The following is a 15,125-nucleotide window of genomic DNA, read 5'->3' on the forward strand; positions in this document are numbered from 1 at the left end:
AACCTAACTTAATCCTTTATATGTATCCAGCCATAACTCACTTTTTCTTTTTATCCTTTGGATGGCATTATCAACTGCCTTTACTTTTTCACCCATTTTTTCCGCAATCTCTTTATAGGGATATCCCTTCACCATATATCTAAAAACAGAAGTTTCCAGCGGACTCAACTTTCTCTCTAAATAAGTTTTCAATCCATTCATCTGCTCCTTAGACAGGGCCAGTTCTTCCGGGTTATAGGATTGATAAGACTTTAGTCCCCTAAAATATTCTATCTCTCTATTGGTCTCTTTATTTTCATTTTCTATACCAATAGATGTATTCAACGCTTTATTCTTGTTGGAGTTGGCTTTTTTTATAGCCGTAATTATCTGCCTTTTCACACAAATCGTGGCAAAAGTTTTAAATGACGCAGCCTTCTCAGTATCATATGCTCTAATAGCCTTTAATAGTCCAATCATTCCTTCTTGAATAAGATCGTCTCTTTCAGCACCCAGTAAAAAATAGTTCTTGGCATTCATCATAACAAAACCTCTATAGTTTTCCACTACCATCCCTACAGCTTCCTCATTTCCACTTTTTGCTTCCTCTAATATTTCTTCAGTAACTTCAAATCTCGCTCTCTCTCCCAAAATTTTTACCCCCGTTAAAATCCTATTAAAGACAATCTTCTATTAATATTATGATCGATTTTTATTATCGATTTTTTGATATCTCCGATAGTAGAATTCCACCTGCAACCGACACATTCAATGAGTTTATCTTACCTTTCATAGGTATTTTTATTAAAATATCGCAATGCTCTTTTACCTTCTTCCTTATACCAAATCCTTCACTACCTAAAACTAAGGCTGTTTTAGCAGGATAGTTTTCCTCGTGATAATATTTTTTTGCACTCCCTTCTGCACCATAGATCCAGAAATCGTATTTTTTTAACTGATCAATTGTTTCAGCTATGTTTTTTACCTTAATGATACTAACATGTTCGATAGCTCCTGTAGATGTTTTTACCACAGTTTCATTTATCTTTACTGAATTTCTTTCTGGTATTATTATTCCCTTCACACCAAAAATTTCTGCACTCCTGATAAGTGCACCAAAATTTCTAGGATCCTGTACACCATCTAGGATAAGTACAGTAGACTTTTCTTCCTTCACAGCGCTTTCCAAAAACTCTTTAAACGTTATATAGTAGTCATAGTCACTTATATAAGCCACTACTCCCTGAGAATTTTCAATCTTTTTCTTACCTGTCTTGACGATTATATTTTTCTTGCTGGCTTTAGTTTTCAGCTTAGCTACCTGTTCAGGTCTAACTCCTGTAAATATCTCTATATATTCAATATTTACATTAGATTCTATCGCTTCATTTACAGCGTTGATCCCTATTATTTTTTCCATTATTACATCTCCACCTTAATCCTTTCTATATCTGCACCTATCTTTTGCAGTTTCTTCTCTATCTCTTCATACCCTCTGTCTACATGATATATTCTCGTTACTATCGCTTCACCTTTAGCTTTTAACGCTGCCATAATCAGTGCTGCTCCTGCTCTCAGGTCACTAGCCATTACTTCTGCACTACTAAACTCTTCCACACCCTTTATAATAGATACATTGTTATCTATACGAATGTCAGCCCCCATCCTGTTTAATTCCGGGACCTGCATAAATCTGTTTTCAAATATTGTTTCCTTTATCTCACTAGATCCCGAAACCAATCCTAATAATGTCATAAATTGAGCTTGTAGATCGGTAGCAAATCCTGGATGAGGAGCTGTTTTTATAATTACAGGTTTTAAATCCTTCATCTTAGCCTCTATAGTAACCAAGTCACCGTCAAAATTAACTTTTACTCCCATCTCTTCAAGTTTTGCAACAAAACTTCCCAAATGTTCCTTAACAGCTCCTTTAACTTTGATCTTTCCATCAAATAAAACTGAAAGAACCATATAAGTTCCAGCTTCTATCCTGTCTGGCATGATAGAGTATTCCACTGGAGTTAATTTTTCTACACCAACTATTGTAAGTTTCCCTGTACCAATCCCTTCAATTTTCGCTCCCATTGCAACCAAGTAGTTACACAGGTCATCTATCTCAGGTTCTCTGGCTACATTCTCCAAAGTGGTTGTCCCCTCTGCTTTTACAGCAGCCATTATAATATTTTCAGTAGCTCCTACACTTGGGAAATCTAAAACAATATGCCCCCCAACTAATTTTTCAGTTTTAGCTTCTACATATCCATGGGTAATTTCAATTTCAGCTCCTAATCCTTCAAATCCTTTTAGGTGTAAATCTACAGGTCTAGAACCAATTGCACATCCTCCCGGAAGAGACACTTTCGCATTATTTGCATGGGCTAACATAGGTCCCATAACTAAAAATGATGCTCTCATTTTCTTTACCAGGTCATATTCTGCTTCTAAATTAGTTAATCCATTATTTATAATTTTATAGCTGTTGCTCCCAATTTTTTCAGTTTCTAACCCTAGGCTCTCCAATAATTTCATCAAAGTCCCGATATCTCTTAAGTTTGGTACATTATGTAAAATATGAGTTCCTTTTTCTATTATTGTTGCTGTTATTATTGGCAGTGCCGCATTTTTCGCTCCACTTACTTCCAGTGTTCCACTGAGTGGATTTCCACCCTTTATTTTAAAAGCTCCTATCATCTTTATTCATTTCCTCCTAATTTCTTCCGATCTCTACATACCGGACAGTTAGTTCCTAATAATTTATCTATAATATTAAGCCTTTTAAATTTATCTAAATAACTAGGTAATTTGTCCTCAATTCTGAGATAACACTCATTACAAATACTCTTATTTTGATTTTTAGAAAATTCATATCCCAGTCCCACATCTAAAAAATCCTGATCCATATCCCTTACAACCAATTCCTTGTCTTCATTATCTAAAGATTCATTTGAAACCACTATAAGTCCTATATCACCTAAATAGCTGAGACCATCTATAAGTTCATATCTAAAGTCCAGCTTTTCTGCTTCCTTTATATATGGTTTTAGATATTTCAGTCCCACATCTCTCCTTAATTTTAAAAGTTTAGCACGGTCACTTTTCATAGCTTCTATTATTTCCAAATAGATCTCATCTTCCACCAATTGATCTATCTTTAAAGCTATTATTACTCGCTCCCTATATTCATCTAAATAATACTTTTTTTCGTGCTGAATACTATATAATTGATTCATTTTTTTTTCTTTTTCATCCAACAAATCCAAATGATTCATTTCTTTCATAGTTATCATCCTTTTTTTTTAAGTTCAATTATAATTATACCACATTAAGGTCTTTTTTCAATCCTTCCCAACAAATTAGTTATTTTTGATGCCTATTAATTATTCTTTTCTAATATCCACAACAAAAACCATCAAGATTTTAAAATATTATTACTCAATAGTGTATATATAATGTATAATTTAATAAAACAACCTAATGTGGAGGCACCTATGAAAAAATTAATATTTTTATTTATAGTACTATTCAACATCACTTGTTATTCTATCACCATAACAATAATTGGGGAAGATCGATCCCCCCTAAAAGAAGTTATTGCAAATATCAATAATCAAGTTAAAATCAGTGATTCAAAGGGCCACGTCGCCTTCAATATCTCGGAAGAGATCCTAAACATTTCCATCTCCAAAGAGGGTTACAAAGAGGAAGTTCTCACCCTGAAAAAATCCAAAGATGAGGTACAAAACCTTACCCTTGTAATGAAAAAAATAAATACTTCCTATGTTACATTTGAATTTCCTGTAAGCAGTGGATTGATCGAGTATCGCGAGGTCGGGACAAGCAGATACACCAAGGTTCCTTTCTTAGGGGGTTCAAAGTCCATTGAATTTTTATCGGGTACCTATGAATTTATATTTTCAGCAAAGGACTCTAAAAAGAATAAACAAATATTAAATTTTAAAGACAAGTCCGAACATCTCTTGATAGATATCAATATTCCTAAAAACAATTTTTTTATCCTGGGAAATATCTCCAAGAATAAAGGGATAAAGTTCTATAAAAATAATATCGGCAAAGTTGTTCCTCCTAAAGATCTCACTCTTGTAATCTTTAAAAATGGTGAGTTTAAAACAAAAATCAAACTTAAAAACACCTTTGTCCCTGTTGAATTAGAGGATGGAATTTATGATTTTATGATTGAAGGCAGGTTTTATTCCAACCTCTATTTCAGAGGCCTTAAAATAAACTCCTCTGTAAACAAAAATATAGTGATTTCTATTCCATCTGTACAGACTACTATCCGTGGTGTTGTAAAAAATAATGACCAATTTATTGGTGGATCCAAAATTTTATTTACAGATGTCGATAACAATTCCTACGAAACTATGAGTACCTTTGCAGGTGAGTTTTCTATAAATTTACCTCCTCAAAAATATAAAATAACCCTCAATAAACCTGGGTTTGTTTTGAAAAAAAGTCAAAATTTAATATATGACTTCAGTGCACCTAATGAAACTTATAACCTCAACCTCAACACAAGAGAACTTCTCAGTAATGTCGAAGGTCTAGTCACGGATGACAAAGGTATACCTATTTCAAATGCCGATGTTATGGTCAAAAACGGAGATAAAATAATATATTTAAAAAGTGATGACTTTGGAAATTTTTCTACATCCACACTTCCTGGTCTATTGTTTATAAAGGTAGAAAAAGATGGATATAAAGCCTTTGGTGTTGTAACAAAATTAGAGCGTTTTTCCACCCTTTCCGGTTTAAAAATTTCTCTGACGCCATACCTGTCTAATATCTCGGGGATAGTAGGTAATAGTTTTACTCCACTAAGTAACCTCCACCTGACCCTTAGAAATAGCCAGGGAGAAGTTGTGGCCAACACCATTTCTAATCAAAATGGATACTACGAATTTTCTGACATCAAGATAAATAACAACTATTTTATCAGTGTAGGGGTACAGTCCTACAAATATTATTATTCTGATGTTTTTACCCTGACAAAGGATGACATAATAAATAAAAATATTATCCTGCAGGGTAGAAAGATCCGAGTCCATTTAGAACTTTTAAGCAGTTCTAATACACCACTCCGTAATCAGGAAGTCATTGTAGAAGGTACAGTTTATAAGACTGATACCAACGGTTTCTTATTATTAGAGCTTCCTGAAAATAAAAAAAATATAGACATACAAGTAAAGTCCTATGGCTATCAAAAACAGATCGATCTAAGTACCATGTCTACAAATCCAAATCAATTGACTTTAATCATCAAATAATAATTAGAGAGGTGACCTATTAGGTCACCTCTCTTTTAATTTTTAATCTTCTTCTATTCCCATATTTGCTACTCCATTTAATTTTAAATCAGCAAATATTTTATCTGAATCTCCATAGGTCAACTTATAGTATCCTGCTGCTGCAATCATCCCGGCATTGTCGGTACATAATTTCATAGATGGATAAAAAACTTCTATTCCCTCTGATTTTGATCTCTCCAACAGCTCTTTTCTCAATAATGAGTTAGCCGCTACTCCCCCTGCTATAAGGATATTTTTAACCCCTTTTTCCTTGGCTGCTTTAATTGTTTTCTTACACAATATGTCCACTACTCTATTCTGAAAAGCCGCTGCTACATCGGCAGGATTATACTCCTCTTTTTTCATATTCATCTTATTTACATAGTTTATAACAGATGTTTTTACTCCTGAAAAACTAAACTCATAACCTCCAACCTTGGGTTCCGGCATAGGAATCTTATTACTATCCCCCTCATATGCCAATTTATCTATTACTGGTCCACCAGGATATCCTAATCCCATTACTCTTGACACCTTGTCATAAGATTCTCCTACTGCGTCATCCAGAGTTCCTCCCAGATTAAAGAATTTATGATTTTCATCGATATATATTATATTTGTATGGCCTCCAGATACTACTAATGCAATTGCAGGAAGTTCTACCTTGTGCTCTAAAAAGTTAGCATAGATATGTCCCTTTATATGGTGTACCGGTATTATCGGTATATCTCTTCCATAAGATATCCCTTTGGCAAAAGAAATCCCCACTAAAAGTGCTCCTATAAGACCAGGTGCATAGGTTACTGCTATATAATCTACATCATCCAGAGTTATCCCGGCTTCTTTTAAACTAACTTCCATTATCGTCGCTATATTCTTAATATGGTGCCTCGAAGCTATCTCAGGGACAACTCCTCCATATTCTTTGTGTATATCTATCTGTGATGAGATATGATTGGACAACATCTCCTTTCCATCTTTCAAGACTGATATAGACGTTTCATCACACGATGTTTCTATTCCTAATATAATCATTTTTTCTCCCTTGTATCATCTCTATTTTATTTTTTCCTCAAATTTATATCAAATCGAAACCTATTTTTTGCAGCAAATATTTTATCTGATTTTTATCAACTTTTTTTATAGCTATCTTTCCCATTTTTTTTTCAAACATAATATTTTTATCCTCTTTTTTATCATCGTACATAAGCTGTGCTTCTCCTATTCTTACCTTAGGAAATTCAGCTTCTTCTATATATACAAAACTAGTTTGATGTTTGTTAAAATCACATCCGGCATGGAGAGTCCCGTGAGCTTTTCCATAAACAAATATATTTTTCCTGCTCTGTACATATGATCCGGGATTCAGGTTTCCTAATATCACTACATTGGTCTCTGAATTAATTTTTTCCCCTGACCTTAAATTTCCATAATGAAATTTATAATCAACTTTTTTCTCCGCCACCTTATTTGATTTATCAGCTTTTTCCAGTGATTTTAAACTTACAGTAGATTCTATTATTTTTTCTAACTGTAATATTTGACTCTCACTAAAATTTGAATTTATTATCTTATAAAATTTTAACGTCTTCAGTAATTTATAGTTTTTTATAACTATACTTTTTAACTCTACCTCTATCACCTCAAAAACTGTAGTTGAAGGTATTTTTATTCCTACTAAATTTCCTGATATATTTAATTTTATCTTCTCCATACCTCCTCCTATTTTATTTAAAGATATATTTTTTCACTTTATATTCTATAACTCCATTTAACCCTTTGTCAATACAATTTTTTTTAGGCTCGATTCAATATATTTCAATATGTGTCATATATTATTTTTTAAAGGATTTAATCTTTTAAACGGTATAGTATAACGATCAAATTTATTTTTAGGAGGTAAAGTTATGAATTACGTAGATTATTTTTCTACTCTTTTTATCACTTATGGAATTAAACTTCTCTACGCTCTATTAATATGGGTTGTTGGAAAGTTTATCATCAGTAAATTAATGCTGTTGGTAGACAAGAAAATGGAACTCGCTCATACTGAAATTACGTTAAAGAAATTTTTACATTCTATAGTTAATACACTTTTTTATACTTTTTTATTTATTATTATCATCTCTACACTGGGGATCCAAACAGCATCCTTTATAGCAGTACTAGGTGCAGCTTCTTTAGCTATTGGATTTGCACTTCAAGGCAGTTTAGCTAACTTTGCTGGCGGAGTATTAATTATTCTCTTCAAACCATATAAAATTGGAGATTATATCGAAGCTTCTGGAGTTGCTGGAACGGTTATTGAAATTCAGATTTTTGCTACTCTTTTAAATACTGTAGATAACAAAAGAATTGTTATTCCCAATGGAAAATTATCCAATGATACCCTTGTAAATTACTCTAAAAACCCAGTTAGAAGGGTCGATATTGTATTTGGAGTAGGTTACAACGATGACATCGAGAAAGCTAAATCAGTTCTTGTTGAAATTGCAAATTCACAGGAAAAAATATTAAAAAATCAAAAAGCTTTTGTTGAAGTTGTCGAATATGGAGATTCATCTGTTAACTTAGTATATCGGGTTTGGTGTAATACTGCAGACTATTGGGATGTTTATTTCTATTCTATGAAAATGGCAAAAATTGAATTTGATAAGGCTAATATCTCTATTCCATATCCACAAATGGATGTACATGTAGAAAAATAAAATTATTCTTCAAACAAAAAATCAGGGATTTTCCCTGATTTTTTTATTTCTTTATCTATGTTATAATTTATCTATATTAAATTACAACAAAGGAGAGAGATATGGCAAAAATAAAAACAATAATTTTTTCTACCATACTTGTTATGGCGTTTTTTTTTATCTTTAAAAATAAAGATGATTTTTTTTCCAAAAAAGAAACAATCAATAAGACAGAGTTATCTTTACCATCTACTATGTATATTTCAGAATTGACAACTTTAAGGGAGAATATCGATGGAAAACCTAAAAATTCGTTGATAATGGGTACTTCAGTAAAAGTTTTAAAAACCGAAAAAAATTGGGTATATATATCTACTGATAAATCTGATTATAAGGGATGGGTCGAGCAAAAATATCTCACTGAGGTTAGATTAGAGGATAAAGATATATTTCAAACTATCAAAGTCTTAACTGATATACCAGTAGATAAAGATGGAAATGAAGAAATAGATCCGGATCCAAATAATAGTGACCAAAGATTTATAAAGAAGATGGTAGATACAGATTTCAATATCAAAGAACTATATCAATTAGGAGATGTGCAATTTAAATCTATTCAAAAACAGCTCTATAAAAATAACCCTAAAGGAAACATCAAGGCTATTTATATCTCCCTCAATGGAATGTATCATGTAGATGATTATATTGATTTGGCTAAGAAAACAGATATCAATGCATTTGTTTTAGATATAAAAAATGATCATGGAAGGATATTATTCGAGTCCCCTACAGCACGAAAAGTTTTAGGAGATTCCTATATTCGTCCTAGGATAAAAGATATTGAAACCTTTATAGAAAAACTAAAGAAAAATAATATCTACCTTATCGGGAGGATCTCTACCTTTAAAGATGAAGCATATGCAATTTCCAATAAAAATGATGTCATCTTAGATAAAAGATATAACCGTGCATATCAAAGTTCAGACAAGATCCCGTGGTTATCAGCTTACAATAGAAATGCCTGGTACTACAATGTAGAGTTGGCAAAGGAAGCTGCTAATTTCGGATTCAATGAAATTTTATTTGATTATGTCAGGTTTCCTGACAGGGTACAGAACCTGGAAAAAAATTCAAAATTAGTCTATAACAACACCTATTCAGAAACAAAATCAGAAGTTATACAAAGATTTTTAAAATACGCCCATGATGAACTGTCTAAAAAAGAAGTTTATACAGCTGCATCTGTTTTCGGCCAGATTGGTATCTCAAAAAATGATGAAAATATCGGTCAGCATTGGGAAACTGTCTCCAATGTAGTTGATTTTATAAACCCTATGGCTTATCCTTCCCACTATGCAAAGGGAACATATGGACTAAAAAACCCAGATAACAATCCATTTATACTCTTAAATAATTATACAAAAGATGTGATTTTAAGAAATAATAATTTGGAAAATCCCGCTATTATCGAAACATGGATTCAGGGATTTAGTGCTCCTTGGATTAAAAATCATAGAAGTTATAAAAAAGAGGAATTAAAAGAGCAGATAAAAGCTCTTAAGGTAGAAGGTTTAAACAGTTATCTTGTTTGGAATGCATCCAGCCGTTATTATTGGGATGGTTTAAAATAAATAGTTTCGAAGGTTAAAGACCATCTAACCAGATGGTCTTTTTTATTTGTTACTAATGAGTGAGTATGCTCTAACCTTCTTTTTATTTTTGATAGTATACATAAAAAAAGATCTATCGATAAAATCGATAGATCTTTTTTATATAAATCAGAATAGGATCTGATTAAATTTTATTTGGTGGAGATAAGCGGGGTCGAACCGCTGACCTCCGCAGTGCAAGTGCGGCGCTCTCCCAACTGAGCTATATCCCCTGAATAAAAAAGACTTGGCAAGTTCCTATCCTCCCAAGGGGCTGCCCCCTAAGTACTTTCGGCGTTTACGGACTTAACTTCTGGGTTCGGAATGTGACCAGGTGTACCCCCGTAGCTTTTCTTACCAAGCTTACTTTCTTATTGAATATTGTTAAACATTCAAAACTATATAATAATGTTTCATAAATTAACTTTCTAAAAATCATTTTCTTTAGGTAAAGTGTTCGTCATATTAGTATTGGTCAGCTAAAGACTTCACAGCCCTTACACCCCCAACCTATCAACCTCCTAGTCTCGAAGGTGACTTATCAATGATAGAATACTTATCTCTGAGTTGGCTTCCCGCTTAGATGCTTTCAGCGGTTATCCATTCCAAACGTGACTACCCAGCTATGCCATTGGCATGACAACTGGTACATTAGAGGTTTGTCCATCCCGGTCCTCTCGTACTAAGGACAGATCTCATCAATATTCTTACGCCTACAGTGGATAGGGACCGAACTGTCTCACGACGTTCTGAACCCAGCTCACGTACCGCTTTAATGGGCGAACAGCCCAACCCTTGGGACCTTCTCCAGCCCCAGGATGCGATGAGCCGACATCGAGGTGCCAAACTTTGCCGTCGATATGGACTCTCGGGCAAAATCAGCCTGTTATCCCCGGGGTAGCTTTTATCCGTTGAGCGATGGCCCTTCCATTCGGAACCACCGGATCACTATGTCCTGCTTTCGCACCTGCTCGATGTGTCTATCTCACAGTCAAGCTCCCTTATGCCATTGCACTCTTCGGTTGATTTCCATCCAACCTGAGGGAACCTTTGAACGCCTCCGTTACTCTTTCGGAGGCGACCGCCCCAGTCAAACTACCCACCTAGCACTGTCTCCATGATTACACATCACAGATTAGAATCAAAATGTTATATGGTTGGTATTCCACCAGCGACTCATATACAGCTAGCGCCATATAATCACAGTCTCCCAACTATCCTATACACATAACATCTCAACCCAATACCAAGCTATAGTAAAGCTCCACGGGGTCTTTCCGTCCTACTGTAGGTAACCGGTATCTTCACCGGTAGTACAATTTCACCAGGCCTCCCGCCAAGACAGCATTCGAGTCATTACACCATTCGTGCAGGTCGGAACTTACCCGACAAGGAATTTCGCTACCTTAGGACCGTTATAGTTACGGCCGCCGTTCACCGGGGCTTCAATTTGAGTCGCTAAACCCTCCTCTTAACCTTCCGGCACTGGGCAGGTGTCAGCCCATATACATCGCCTTTCAGCTTAGCATAGACCTGTGTTTTTGCTAAACAGTTGCTCGAACCTCTTCACTGCGGCCATCAAAAGCTCAAAATCGCGTGTATTTATCACCTTTAATGGCACCCCTTCTCCCGAAGTTACGGGGCCATTTTGCAGAGTTCCTTAGCGAGAGTTAGCCTGTACGCCTTAGATTTCTCATCCTAACCACCTGTGTCGGTTTACGGTACGGGCACTATAATTCTCAATAGAAGCTTTTCTCGGCAGCGTGGGATTTGTACCTTCGTGTTCATTACAAACACTCCGCATCACACCTCAGATCTAAAACCGTGGATTTTCCTGCGGTTCCATCCTACATGCTTACACAGACATATCCAACAGTCTGCGCACATACCCTTCTGCGTCCCTCCATCTCTCAAACAAATTACAGTGGCGCAGTAATATTAAACTGCTTTCCATTCGCCTACGCAATCTAGCCTCGGCTTAGGTCCCGGCTTACCCAGAGAAGACAAGCTTTACTCTGGAAACCTTGGTTTTCCGGCGAGAGGGATTCTCACCCTCTTTCTCGCTACTCATTCCTGCATTCTCACTTCCGATACCTCCAGATTGGGTTACCCCTTATCCTTCAACGGCCTACGGAACGCTCTCCTACCAGTCTACACATAGTGTATACTCCACAACTTCGGTTTATATCTTAGCCCCGTTACATTGTCGGCGCAGAGACTCTCGACCAGTGAGCTATTACGCACTCTTTAAATGTATGGCTGCTTCTAAGCCAACATCCTGGTTGTTTCAGAATCTCCACCTCCTTTCCCACTTAGATATAATTTGGGACCTTAGTTGGTGGTCTGGGCTGTTTCCCTTTTGACCATGGATCTTAGTACCCATAGTCTCACTCCTGATCTCTTGAAATATGGTATTCGGAGTTTGATTGATTTCGCTAAGCAATATGCCCGCTAGACCATTCAGTGCTCTACCCCCATATTTAAACAATCAAGGCTGCACCTAAATGCATTTCGGAGAGAACGAGCTATCTCCTGGTTCGATTGGCTTTTCACCCCTATACCTACCTCATCCCCCGGCTTTTCAACGACGGTGGGTTCAGACCTCCACTGTGTCTTACCACAGCTTCATCTTGGACAGGCATAGATCACCAGGTTTCGCGTCTACAACCAACGACTAATTCGCCCTATTCAGACTCGGTTTCCCTTCGGCTCCGTTATACTTAACCTCGCCATTGATCGTAACTCGCAGGATCATTCTCCAAAAGGCACGCCATCACACGCCCGAAGGCTCTGCTCTGACCGCTTGTAAGCACACGGTTTCAGGTTCTATTTCACTCCCCTCCCGGGGTTCTTTTCACCTTTCCCTCACGGTACTATTCACTATCGGTTAGTAAGAGTATTTAGCCTTACGAGATATGGTCCTCGCTGATTCACACAGGGTTTCTCGTGTCCCGTGCTACTTGGGATTACAGTGACTTGCTAACATAAGTTCCCTATACAGGACTATCACCTTCTACGGTTGAACTTTCCAGTTCATTCTAGTACCTTTGTTAGTCAAGCGCATACCTTGCAGTTCTGCCGCTCTGTATCCCACTACCCCCAACAAGCAACGCCTGCATGCTATCACACTTGTTCGGTTTGGGCTCTTCCCCGTTCGCTCGCCGCTACTTAGGGAATCGTTTTTACTTTCTCTTCCTCGGATTACTTAGATGTTTCAGTTCATCCGGTTCCCGTTTCCACACTAGTTCTTCAAACTAGTAGGTTTACCCATTCGGAAATCTAAGACTATTACGCTCAATTGCAGCTTGTCTTAGCTTATCGCAGCTTATCACGTCCTTCATCGGCTCTTACTACCAAGGCATTCTCCGTGCGCCCTTAATTTCTTAACCTATTATTAAAATAGAATTTTAATATTTTTTGCTTAATTTGTTTTTAGAATTTTTGAAATCTAATTATCGTTCAGTTATTTCTAACTCTTCGTTAATTATTGTTACACTCTCGTGTAACTGAAGATCTAATAAAATTGTTAATTTATTATTTCATTACTATATAGTTTTCAATGTCCAACTGGTATTTTCTCTCAAAAAAGAGAACATTACCAAATAAATAGAGAAAGAGCAGTATAAATATTCTTTATGTAATACCATTTGCATGGTCTCATAAAGTGCTCCTTAGAAAGGAGGTGATCCATCCGCACCTTCCGGTACGGATACCTTGTTACGACTTCACCCCAATCGCTAATCACACCTTAGGAACATCCCTCCATAAATGGTTAGGCCTGCTACTTTAGGTGCAACCAACTCTCGTGGTGTGACGGGCGGTGTGTACAAGACCCGAGAACGTATTCACCGCGACATTGCTGATTCGCGATTACTAGCGATTCCAACTTCACGCAGTCGAGTTGCAGACTGCGATCCGAACTAAGATTGGCTTTCTGAGATTTGCTCCACGTCGCCGTATTGCTGCTCTCTGTACCAACCATTGTAGCACGTGTGTAGCCCAGCACATAAGGGGCATGATGACTTGACGTCATCCCCACCTTCCTCCTGCTCGTCGCAGGCAGTCTCGCATGAGTCCCCAACTTAATGATGGTAACATACGATAGGGGTTGCGCTCGTTGCGGGACTTAACCCAACATCTCACGACACGAGCTGACGACAGCCATGCACCACCTGTATCAACGTTCCACCGAAGCGGCACCAAGTCATCTCTGACGAGTTCGTTGTATGTCAAGTGCTGGTAAGGTTCCTCGCGTTGCGTCGAATTAAACCACATGCTCCACCGCTTGTGCGGGTCCCCGTCAATTCCTTTGAGTTTCACACTTGCGTGCGTACTCCCCAGGCGGTTCACTTATCGCGTTAGCTTCGGCACAGAGGTTCGACCCCCTACACCCAGTGAACATCGTTTACGGCGTGGACTACCAGGGTATCTAATCCTGTTCGCTCCCCACGCTTTCGAGCTTTAGCGTCAGTATCTGTCCAGTGAGCTGTCTTCACTATCGGCATTCCTACAAATATCTACGAATTTCACCTCTACACTTGTAGTTCCGCCCACCTCTCCAGTACTCTAGCCTGCCAGTTTCAAACGCAATACGGAGTTGAGCCCCGCATTTTCACATCTGACTTAACAAGCCGCCTAGACTCGCTTTACGCCCAATAATTCCGGATAACGCTTGCGACATACGTATTACCGCGGCTGCTGGCACGTATTTAGCCGTCGCTTCTTCTGGTGGTACCGTCACTTTCTTCTTCCCACCTGAAAGCACTTTACAATCCGAAGACCTTCATCGTGCACACAGAATTGCTGGATCAGACTTTTGGTCCATTGTCCAATATTCCCCACTGCTGCCTCCCGTAGGAGTAAGGGCCGTGTCTCAGTCCCCTTGTGGCCGTTCACCCTCTCAGGCCGGCTATCCATCGTCGGCTTGGTAGGCCATTACCCTACCAACTACCTAATGGAACGCAAAGTTCTCCTCCAGCGCATATAGCTTTCATAAGTTCTTGATGCCAAGATCTCATAATATCCGGTATTAGCTAACCTTTCGATTAGTTGTCCCAGTCTGAAGGGCAAATTCTTTACGCGTTACTCACCCGTCCGCCACCGTACTATCTTCCGAAGAAGAATTCCAGTCGACTTGCATGTGTTAAGCATTCTGTCAGCGTTCATCCTGAGCCAGGATCAAACTCTACATTCAAATTTATATCCTAACTTCATAAATGAAGTTTAGCTATCTATTAAAAGATAATTATTTTTATAGTGGTTCATTCCACTGTACACCTTAATCGATTGTTTGAAAACAAAGTTTCAAACGACAATTGAGTTTTTAATTTACACTTTCTTTCTCTATTTAATTGCTAATGTCCTATTAAATGTCTCGCTTCAAGTCGCTTTCGCTTTCCCTCGCGGACAAGAAGAAGTATACCGCGTTTACAAGTTTTCGTCAACACTTTTTTGGTTTTTTTATTGAATTTTTTTCCAACATTTCCCAAAATAGACGTTAAAAC

General features: G+C 37.2%; 9 protein-coding genes, 1 tRNA gene and 3 rRNA genes. 3 read left to right on the forward strand and 10 right to left on the reverse strand.

Translation table 11 applies throughout. The features are described 5' to 3' along the window. Positions 1–3 precede the first annotated feature (3 nt). From NRK67_06655 to NRK67_06670, 4 genes are all read right to left on the reverse strand, one after another. Positions 4–630 carry a sigma-70 family RNA polymerase sigma factor gene (locus NRK67_06655; GenBank protein ID UUV19179.1) on the reverse strand — a complete coding sequence of 209 codons (627 nt, stop codon included), beginning with the start codon at positions 628–630 and terminating at the stop codon, positions 4–6. A 64-nt stretch (positions 631–694) separates the two neighbouring features. Beyond that, entirely contained in the window at positions 695–1,399 is a 705-nt protein-coding gene (gene rlmB / locus NRK67_06660) for a 23S rRNA (guanosine(2251)-2'-O)-methyltransferase RlmB (protein UUV19180.1), read from the reverse strand. A 2-nt stretch (positions 1,400–1,401) separates the two neighbouring features. Continuing rightward, entirely contained in the window at positions 1,402–2,670 is a 1,269-nt protein-coding gene (gene murA, locus NRK67_06665) for a UDP-N-acetylglucosamine 1-carboxyvinyltransferase (protein UUV19181.1), read from the reverse strand. A gap of 2 nt (positions 2,671–2,672) precedes the next feature. After that, positions 2,673–3,257, reverse strand: a complete 585-nt coding sequence (locus NRK67_06670) for a YueI family protein (GenBank protein ID UUV19182.1) — start codon at positions 3,255–3,257, stop codon at positions 2,673–2,675. Between the two features lie 210 nt (positions 3,258–3,467). On the opposite strand from NRK67_06670, the gene NRK67_06675 reads away from it, so the two are divergent. Further along, on the forward strand, positions 3,468–5,264 hold the full coding sequence (locus NRK67_06675) for a carboxypeptidase-like regulatory domain-containing protein (protein ID UUV19183.1): 1,797 nt from the start codon (positions 3,468–3,470) through the stop codon (positions 5,262–5,264). Between the two features lie 42 nt (positions 5,265–5,306). Here the strand turns inward: NRK67_06675 and tsaD are convergent, their stop codons facing one another. Further along, positions 5,307–6,320 carry a tRNA (adenosine(37)-N6)-threonylcarbamoyltransferase complex transferase subunit TsaD gene (gene tsaD, locus NRK67_06680; protein UUV19184.1) on the reverse strand — a complete coding sequence of 338 codons (1,014 nt, stop codon included), beginning with the start codon at positions 6,318–6,320 and terminating at the stop codon, positions 5,307–5,309. A 43-nt stretch (positions 6,321–6,363) separates the two neighbouring features. Further along, positions 6,364–6,999, reverse strand: a complete 636-nt coding sequence (locus NRK67_06685; GenBank protein ID UUV19185.1) for a hypothetical protein — start codon at positions 6,997–6,999, stop codon at positions 6,364–6,366. Positions 7,000–7,192: 193 nt separating this feature from the next. On the opposite strand from NRK67_06685, the gene NRK67_06690 reads away from it, so the two are divergent. Both NRK67_06690 and NRK67_06695 read left to right on the forward strand, forming a co-directional pair. Then, complete coding sequence (locus tag NRK67_06690; GenBank protein UUV19186.1) at positions 7,193–7,993, forward strand: mechanosensitive ion channel; 801 nt, start codon at positions 7,193–7,195, stop codon at positions 7,991–7,993. A gap of 101 nt (positions 7,994–8,094) precedes the next feature. After that, positions 8,095–9,603 (forward strand): putative glycoside hydrolase, encoded by a 1,509-nt coding sequence (locus NRK67_06695; protein UUV19187.1) that lies wholly within the window; start codon positions 8,095–8,097, stop codon positions 9,601–9,603. A 175-nt stretch (positions 9,604–9,778) separates the two neighbouring features. Here NRK67_06695 and NRK67_06700 read toward each other — a convergent pair. The 4 genes from NRK67_06700 to NRK67_06715 form a co-directional block, all read right to left on the reverse strand. Continuing rightward, positions 9,779–9,854, reverse strand: a tRNA-Ala gene (locus tag NRK67_06700). A 12-nt stretch (positions 9,855–9,866) separates the two neighbouring features. Continuing rightward, a 5S ribosomal RNA gene (gene rrf, locus NRK67_06705) occupies positions 9,867–9,983 on the reverse strand. Between the two features lie 83 nt (positions 9,984–10,066). Continuing rightward, positions 10,067–13,010, reverse strand: a 23S ribosomal RNA gene (locus NRK67_06710). A 286-nt stretch (positions 13,011–13,296) separates the two neighbouring features. Continuing rightward, positions 13,297–14,815: ribosomal RNA gene (locus NRK67_06715) — 16S ribosomal RNA — on the reverse strand. The 16S, 23S and 5S rRNA genes sit together here with 1 tRNA gene alongside, the layout of an rRNA operon. Between the last annotated feature and the right edge of the window lie 310 nt (positions 14,816–15,125).

It is taken from the genome of Fusobacteria bacterium ZRK30, assembly GCA_024628785.1.
GTDB lineage: Bacteria > Fusobacteriota > Fusobacteriia > Fusobacteriales > Fusobacteriaceae > Psychrilyobacter.